At 71.2% G+C, this 5962-nt stretch carries 6 protein-coding genes and 1 pseudogene; 6 read left to right on the top strand and 1 reads right to left on the bottom strand.

Translation table 11 applies throughout. From position 1 onward, the window contains the following. Window positions 1–159 precede the first annotated feature (159 nt). Together AB0G02_RS26310 and AB0G02_RS26315 are read left to right on the top strand one after the other, a co-directional pair. Window positions 160–441 (top strand): annotated as a pseudogene (locus tag AB0G02_RS26310) (nitrate reductase); the annotation flags it as partial. 4 nt (window positions 442–445) lie between these two features. Then, complete coding sequence (locus AB0G02_RS26315) at window positions 446–904, top strand: hypothetical protein (protein WP_360798507.1); 459 nt, start codon at window positions 446–448, stop codon at window positions 902–904. Between the two features lie 39 nt (window positions 905–943). On the opposite strand, the gene AB0G02_RS26320 is transcribed toward AB0G02_RS26315, so the two are convergent. Next, window positions 944–1351, bottom strand: coding sequence for an STAS domain-containing protein (locus tag AB0G02_RS26320; RefSeq protein WP_360798510.1), 408 nt, complete (start codon window positions 1349–1351; stop codon window positions 944–946). A gap of 548 nt (window positions 1352–1899) precedes the next feature. On the opposite strand from AB0G02_RS26320, the gene AB0G02_RS26325 reads away from it, so the two are divergent. The 4 genes from AB0G02_RS26325 to AB0G02_RS26340 all read left to right on the top strand — a co-directional run. Continuing rightward, window positions 1900–3228, top strand: coding sequence for a glycoside hydrolase family 43 protein (locus AB0G02_RS26325; RefSeq protein ID WP_360798513.1), 1329 nt, complete (start codon window positions 1900–1902; stop codon window positions 3226–3228). An 88-nt stretch (window positions 3229–3316) separates the two neighbouring features. Further along, window positions 3317–4762 carry an RICIN domain-containing protein gene (locus AB0G02_RS26330; protein WP_360798516.1) on the top strand — a complete coding sequence of 482 codons (1446 nt, stop codon included), beginning with the start codon at window positions 3317–3319 and terminating at the stop codon, window positions 4760–4762. A 71-nt stretch (window positions 4763–4833) separates the two neighbouring features. Beyond that, window positions 4834–5031 carry a hypothetical protein gene (locus AB0G02_RS26335; RefSeq protein WP_360798518.1) on the top strand — a complete coding sequence of 66 codons (198 nt, stop codon included), beginning with the start codon at window positions 4834–4836 and terminating at the stop codon, window positions 5029–5031. Window positions 5032–5148: 117 nt separating this feature from the next. Next, window positions 5149–5962, top strand: an 814-nt coding sequence (locus AB0G02_RS26340; protein WP_360798521.1) for a hypothetical protein, incomplete at its 3' end; no start/stop codon positions are given.

The following is a 5962-nucleotide window of genomic DNA, read 5'->3' on the forward strand; positions in this document are numbered from 1 at the left end:
CCCAGGCCTCCGCGCTGGAACGCGCGCAGTCGCTGATGAGCGTGAACGTCGCCACCCGCGCCGAGAAGGACGCCATCGCGGCCACGATCGGCCGGCCACTACGGCTACTGGGACGCGGGCGACGACGGTTCGGGAGGCAGTGGAGCGGATGGTCACCGCCACACCCGTGCGGCCAACGAGTTGACCCCGACCGAGTGGGACCCGGTGTCCAAGCAGCCGCTGTTCAAGATCAGCGCGGTGCGGGTGACCAAGCTCGCGGACGGCGCCGGTCCCGCGCCCGCGCCCACCACGACGGCGTCCGCGCCGCACGACGGGGCAACCGTGCCGCCGACCACGGGGGAGGACGACGTGAGGGAGGACGTGGGGGCCGCCGAGCCGCCGGCGCCACCGCCGACCCCGGACCGGACGCCGCACGTGCCGCACCTCGCGCAGAAGGGCTGAACCCGTGCACCTGGCCACTTACCTGGGGTTGCTGCACAGCTCGCTGACGACCCTCTCCGACGCCTTCCGCGAGGTCGCCCAGGGCCACGGCGACGAACCGGACGTGTGGCACACCTGCCGGGTGCTCGCCGCGCGGGTCGACCGGCAGGCCGAGGCGCTGGCGCCGGTCGTGGAGCGCTACGGCGAACACCGCGAGAACGAACCGGAACGGCTGCACGCCACCGGGCTGCAGTCCACCCGCGGCGGCCCGGTCGGCCTGCTGCGCGACCTCCAGGACCTCTACACGCTCGCGAGCCTGACCGACATCACGTGGACCGTGGTCGGTCAGGCCGCCCAGGGGTTGCGCGACCGCGAGCTGCTCGACGTCGTCGGCGCCTGCGAACAGGACACCGCGCGCCAGCTGACCTGGTTGCGCACCCGCATCAAGCAAGCCGCGCCGCAAGCGCTCATCGCGGCGAGCTGATCTCCCGGTGACCCGGTGCCGGGCGGCACCGGGCAGCGCTCAGTGGACGTCGGACCTGTGCCTGCGCGTCGGCGCTTCCGCCGAGGACAGCGCCGCGAGGGCGTGCTGCACCGACGGGTGGATCGCGACCATGGCGTCGACGGAGGTGATGGCGACGCTGCGCAGCACGCCGCGCCGGTTCGTCGCCACGACCACCACCGTGCCCTGGTCCTCACCCCGGGTGACCGCTTCCACCAGCAGCTGGATGGCGGTCGAGCCGAAGAGGCCCACCTCGGTCAGGTCCATGACCAGGTTGGCCGGCCGGTCGTGCAGCTGGGCCGCGACGGCATCCCGGATCGGTGTCGCGCAGGCCATGTCGATGTCACCGACCACCCCGATGACGGGAACACCGCCGCGGACGCTGGCCGTGACGGTGGTGGGCGGGATTGTCCAGGCGTTGTCGCCCATAGGCGAGCTCCTCGGTCGTGGTACAAGAACCGGCAACCGAGCTATTGCTCAACCCAATTGTCGCTCCGCGTAGCGGTTGGGGCGCGAACACTGCAACGGTACGGCGTCGTGGATGCGCGTGCAACCGACCGGTCGGTTAGGACGTGCCCGCGTCGCGCACACGGACCAAGGCGTTGCGCCCCGCGCAGGCGCTGGTCCGACCTGCGAGACGGTGCCCTTGACACCTTCGTGGTCCACCTCACACACTGACTCGGCCACGCGATGTTTGCGCAAACATGCATCGGTGCGTCGAAGCCTGCGTCGACGCACCGCCCGGGTACCGCGCGCCGCCCGCGAACTCCGTCGAGGAGATCAACGATGAACTCGTCGCCCACCCGCCGCCGACGTCCCGTCCGCGGCGTGGCGGCGTCCGACCGCGCCCCGCGCGTGCCCGGTCTGCCCCCGGACCGCGGCTGAGCCGAGCCGCGAACCGGACCCCCACCCGAAACAGGAGAGGCAATGACGCCAACCTGCTCACCCGGCACCGACCGCACCACCGGGAGCCGGGCATGAAGAGACTCCGGGCAGGCCTGCTGCTCGTGGCGACGACGCTGGTCACCTCGGTGCTGGTGCACCAGCCGGCGGCGGAGGCCGCGGGTCCGGCGCCGCACTACGTGATGACGGCGTTCACCAACAGCAGCGAGTCGAACATGTACGTCTACGACTCGGCCAACGCGACCAACTTCACCCTGGTCCGGGGCAACGCCTACACGCCGCCGTCGGGGCTGATCCGCGACCCGAGCGTCATCCGGCACACCGACGGCTACTACTACATCGTCTACACCACCGGTTGGACCGGCAACACGATCGGCTTCGCCCGCAGCGCGGACTACACGACGTGGACGTTCCTGCGCAACGTGACCGTGGGCCTGAACGGCTCGACCGGCAGCACGTGGGCACCGGAGTGGTTCCGCGACTCCGACGGCAGCGTGCACGTCATCTTCTCCGCCTCCACCACGGGCACCGGCGGCCAGTTCCGGCCCTACCGGATCACCGCGACCGACAGCACGCTGTCCGCCTGGACCTCGCCCGCACCGCTGGGCATCCCAGCCAACTACATCGACAGCTTCGTGGTCAAGGTCGGCGGCACGTACCACAACTTCCTCAAGAACGAGACGACCAAGTACGTCGAGCACGCCACCGCCACCTCGCTGAACGGCCCGTGGCAGTTCGTCGGCACCGGCAACTGGGCCGGTTGGGGCTCCGGCCTGGAGGGCCCGGCCCTGGTGCAGCTGCCGGACGGTCGCTGGCGGATCTACTTCGACCAGTACGGCAACCACCGCTACTACTACGCCGACAGCTCGAACCTGAGCACGTTCGGCGCGAAGGTGGAGCTGGCCGGGTTGTCCGGCACCGCACGGCACTTCACCGTGCTGCGGGAGAACTCCGGCGACAGCACCGCCGTCCCGACGGGCGCCCGGTCGCTGCGCTCCGGCAACGCCACCGACCGCTACGTGCGGCACCGGCACAACCTCGCCTACGTCGAGCCGGTCGGCACCGCGACCGACCGCAGCGACGCCACGTTCACCATCGGCGCCGGCCTGGCCAACGCCGCCTGCTACTCGTTCCAGTCGGTCAACTTCCCCGGCTACTACCTGCGGCACAACAACATGCGCCTGGTGCTCGCCCGTGACGACGGGTCGGCGGTGTTCCGCGGTGACGCCACGTTCTGCGGTCGGGCCGGGCTGGCGGGCGGCGGCACCACGTCGTTCGAGTCGTTCAACTTCCCCGGCCGCTACCTGCGGCACTACAACTACGAGATGCGGCTGGACCTGAGGACGGGCGACGCCACGTTCGCCGGTGACGCCTCGTTCACGGTCACCACGCCGCTGGCCTGACCCGTCGCCCGGAAGCGCCGGCGCCCGATTCGGCCCACGCGGGCCGCCGGCCGCTCTTCCCCGCGGTGGGCCGGACCAGGGAGTACCGATGTCCCGCTTGTCCCCGAGCCGATGGCGTGCGGCGCTCACCGCCGCGGTCGTCGGCGTGGCGGTCGTGCTGCTGCCCGGCGGCACGGCACAGGCCGCACCCGTCACCGTCGACGTGGGCGTGCAGTTCACCGACACCAGCGGCAACCTCGTGCAGGCGCACGGTGGTGGTGTCATCAAGGTCGGCAGCTACTACTACTGGTTCGGTGAGAACCGGTACGCGGACAACCTGTTCAAGGCCGTCTCGGTGTACCGGTCGACCGACCTGAAGACCTGGGAGTTCCGCAACAACGTCCTCACCCAGAACAGCCACGCGGAGCTGCGGACGTCCTGGGTGGAACGCCCGAAGGTCGTCTACAACGCCTCCACCGGCCAGTACGTCATGTGGATGCACTGGGAGAACGGCCAGAACTACGGCGAGGCCCGCGCGGCGGTCGCGTACTCCTCCACCGTGGACGGCAACTACACCTACCAGGGCAGCTTCCGCCCACTCGGGCAGCACATGTCGCGCGACATCACGTTGTTCAAGGACGACGACGGCACGGCGTACATGGTGTCGGCCGCGCGGGACAACTACGACCTGCACATCTACCGCCTCACCGCGGACTACCGCGGTGTCGCGCAGCTGGTCGGCAACCCGTGGCCGGGCGGGCACCGCGAGGCGCCCGCGGTGTTCAAGCGCAACGGGGTCTACTTCATGCTGACCTCCGCCGCGACGGGCTGGTCCCCGAACCAGGCGAAGTACGCCACCGCGACCAGCATGGCCGGCCCGTGGAGCGCCATGCAGAACGTCGGGGACTCCACCACGTACGGCTCGCAACCGGCGTACGTGCTGCCGATCCAGGGCACCCAGACGACGTCCTACCTGTACATGGGTGACCGGTGGGCGGGCGCCTGGAACGGCCCGGTGAACGACTCCAGCTACGTCTGGCTGCCGATCACCTTCCCGAGCAACACCTCGATGGGCCTGTCCAACGCCGGGCAGATCACCATCGACACGGCGACCGGCACGGTCGGGACGGTGGCCCAGACCTACAACCGGATCTCGGTGCGGCACTCCGGCAAGTGCCTCGACATCGCCAACGCCAGCGGGGCCGACGGCGCGGCGCTGATGCAGTACCCGTGCGGCAGCGGCACGAACCAGCAGTTCCGCCTGCAGTCGGCGGGCGGCAGCTACTACCAGGTGATCGCCCGGCACTCGAACAAGTGCCTGGACGTGAGCGACGCCAGCACCGCCGACGGCGCGGCCGTGGTGCAGTGGAGCTGCGGCTCCGGGCAGAACCAGCAGTGGTCGCTGGTGGACGCCGGGTCGGGCTACTCGCGACTGGTCGCGCGGCACTCCGGCAAGTGCCTCGACCTGCCCGGCAGCTCGCAGGACAACGTCCAGTTCAAGCAGTACGCGTGCAACGGCGGGCAGAACCAGCAGTTCCAGCTCACGCGCGTCTGAGCCGGACGGCGGGGGCGGGGCCGGTCGCGGGTGGGGCAGTTCGGGGAGCACCCCAGCGGGTACCCACGAGCATGAGCACCCCCGAGATCGACCCCGTCACCGCCGCCGAGATGGAGCGCGAACCCGACTTCGCGGACGAGCACGCCCGGCCGACCGCCGCCGACGAGCACGGCGGCACGGCCAACACCCGACCGGACGAGTCCACGCCCGAGGACGAGGGCGGCGCGGGCGGGATGGACCTGGGCGGGGCCGACGGCCGCCGTCCCTGACACCGCCCGTCCCGCGCGCCGCGCCCGAACCGGTCGGTAGCCCCCCGCCTGGACCCGTGACAACGCACCCGACCTGGGTGATCATGGTTGTTCCGCTCGTCCGTGGGGGTTGTTCGGATGCCTGATGACGCGTTGAGGCTGCACGGCAGGGACCCGGCGTTAGGCCTGGTGCGCGAGTTCGCGACCCGGCCGGAACCGAAGGGCTACCCGACCACCCGCCGCGCACCGATCCTGATCTTCACCGGCCCCAAGGGCTGCGGGAAGACCGCGCTGCTCGACGCCCTGGAGGGCAACCTGCGCGGCAAGTCGCCCTACGCGCGCATCGACTGCGGCGAGCTGAAGGCGACCACCGCGTGGGAAGTGCTCTCGCTGCTCGTGTTCGACCTCAACCGCAACGCCGCCGGCTACCGCTCCATCCCGTTCCCGCGGTTCGTCACCGCCCAGGTCGCGATCGCCACGCAGATCGACGCGCCGGGCCAGGCCGCCCGGCTGCGCATCCGGACGGCGCTGGAGAACGCCCGGCGGGTGGACCAGCTCCGCGCGTTCCTGGACAACCTGGCGCAGGACGTGGCCGGCGCGGTGCCGGTGGTGGGCGGTGTGCCGGGGGTGACGACGGCCGCCCGGTACGCGCCGAACCTGATCCTGGACGGCCTGGTCTCGTGGCGGCGCGGGCGTCGCGTCGTGCTGGGCGAGGGGCTGGAGTGGTACGGCGCGGGCAACCAGGCCTACGACGAGCTGGTGCGGCTGAACCTGCTCACCCGGGACGACGCGAGCGAGTCCGACCGCAAGGAGGCCACCGAGCTGCTGTGGGCGGCGTTCCTGGCCGACCTGCGGGCCGCGTTCGCCACCGGCCGCGGCGCGCGCACGTGGTCGGTGAACTGCGTGCTGCTGCTCGACGACATCGACTCCAAGCCCGGCCGGCTGCTGTACC

Origin of the sequence: Actinosynnema sp. NPDC023658, assembly GCF_040639995.1 — a bacterium.
Lineage (GTDB): Bacteria > Actinomycetota > Actinomycetes > Mycobacteriales > Pseudonocardiaceae > Actinosynnema.

Bases quoted from the DNA above. Each gene is read 5' to 3' on its own strand.
- AB0G02_RS26320 (WP_360798510.1), bottom strand. From the start codon at position 1,351: ATGGGCGACAACGCCTGGACAATCCCGCCCACCACCGTCACGGCCAGC.
- AB0G02_RS26325 (WP_360798513.1), top strand. From the start codon at position 1,900: ATGAAGAGACTCCGGGCAGGCCTGCTGCTCGTGGCGACGACGCTGGTC.
- AB0G02_RS26330 (WP_360798516.1), top strand. From the start codon at position 3,317: ATGTCCCGCTTGTCCCCGAGCCGATGGCGTGCGGCGCTCACCGCCGCG.
- AB0G02_RS26335 (WP_360798518.1), top strand. From the start codon at position 4,834: ATGAGCACCCCCGAGATCGACCCCGTCACCGCCGCCGAGATGGAGCGC.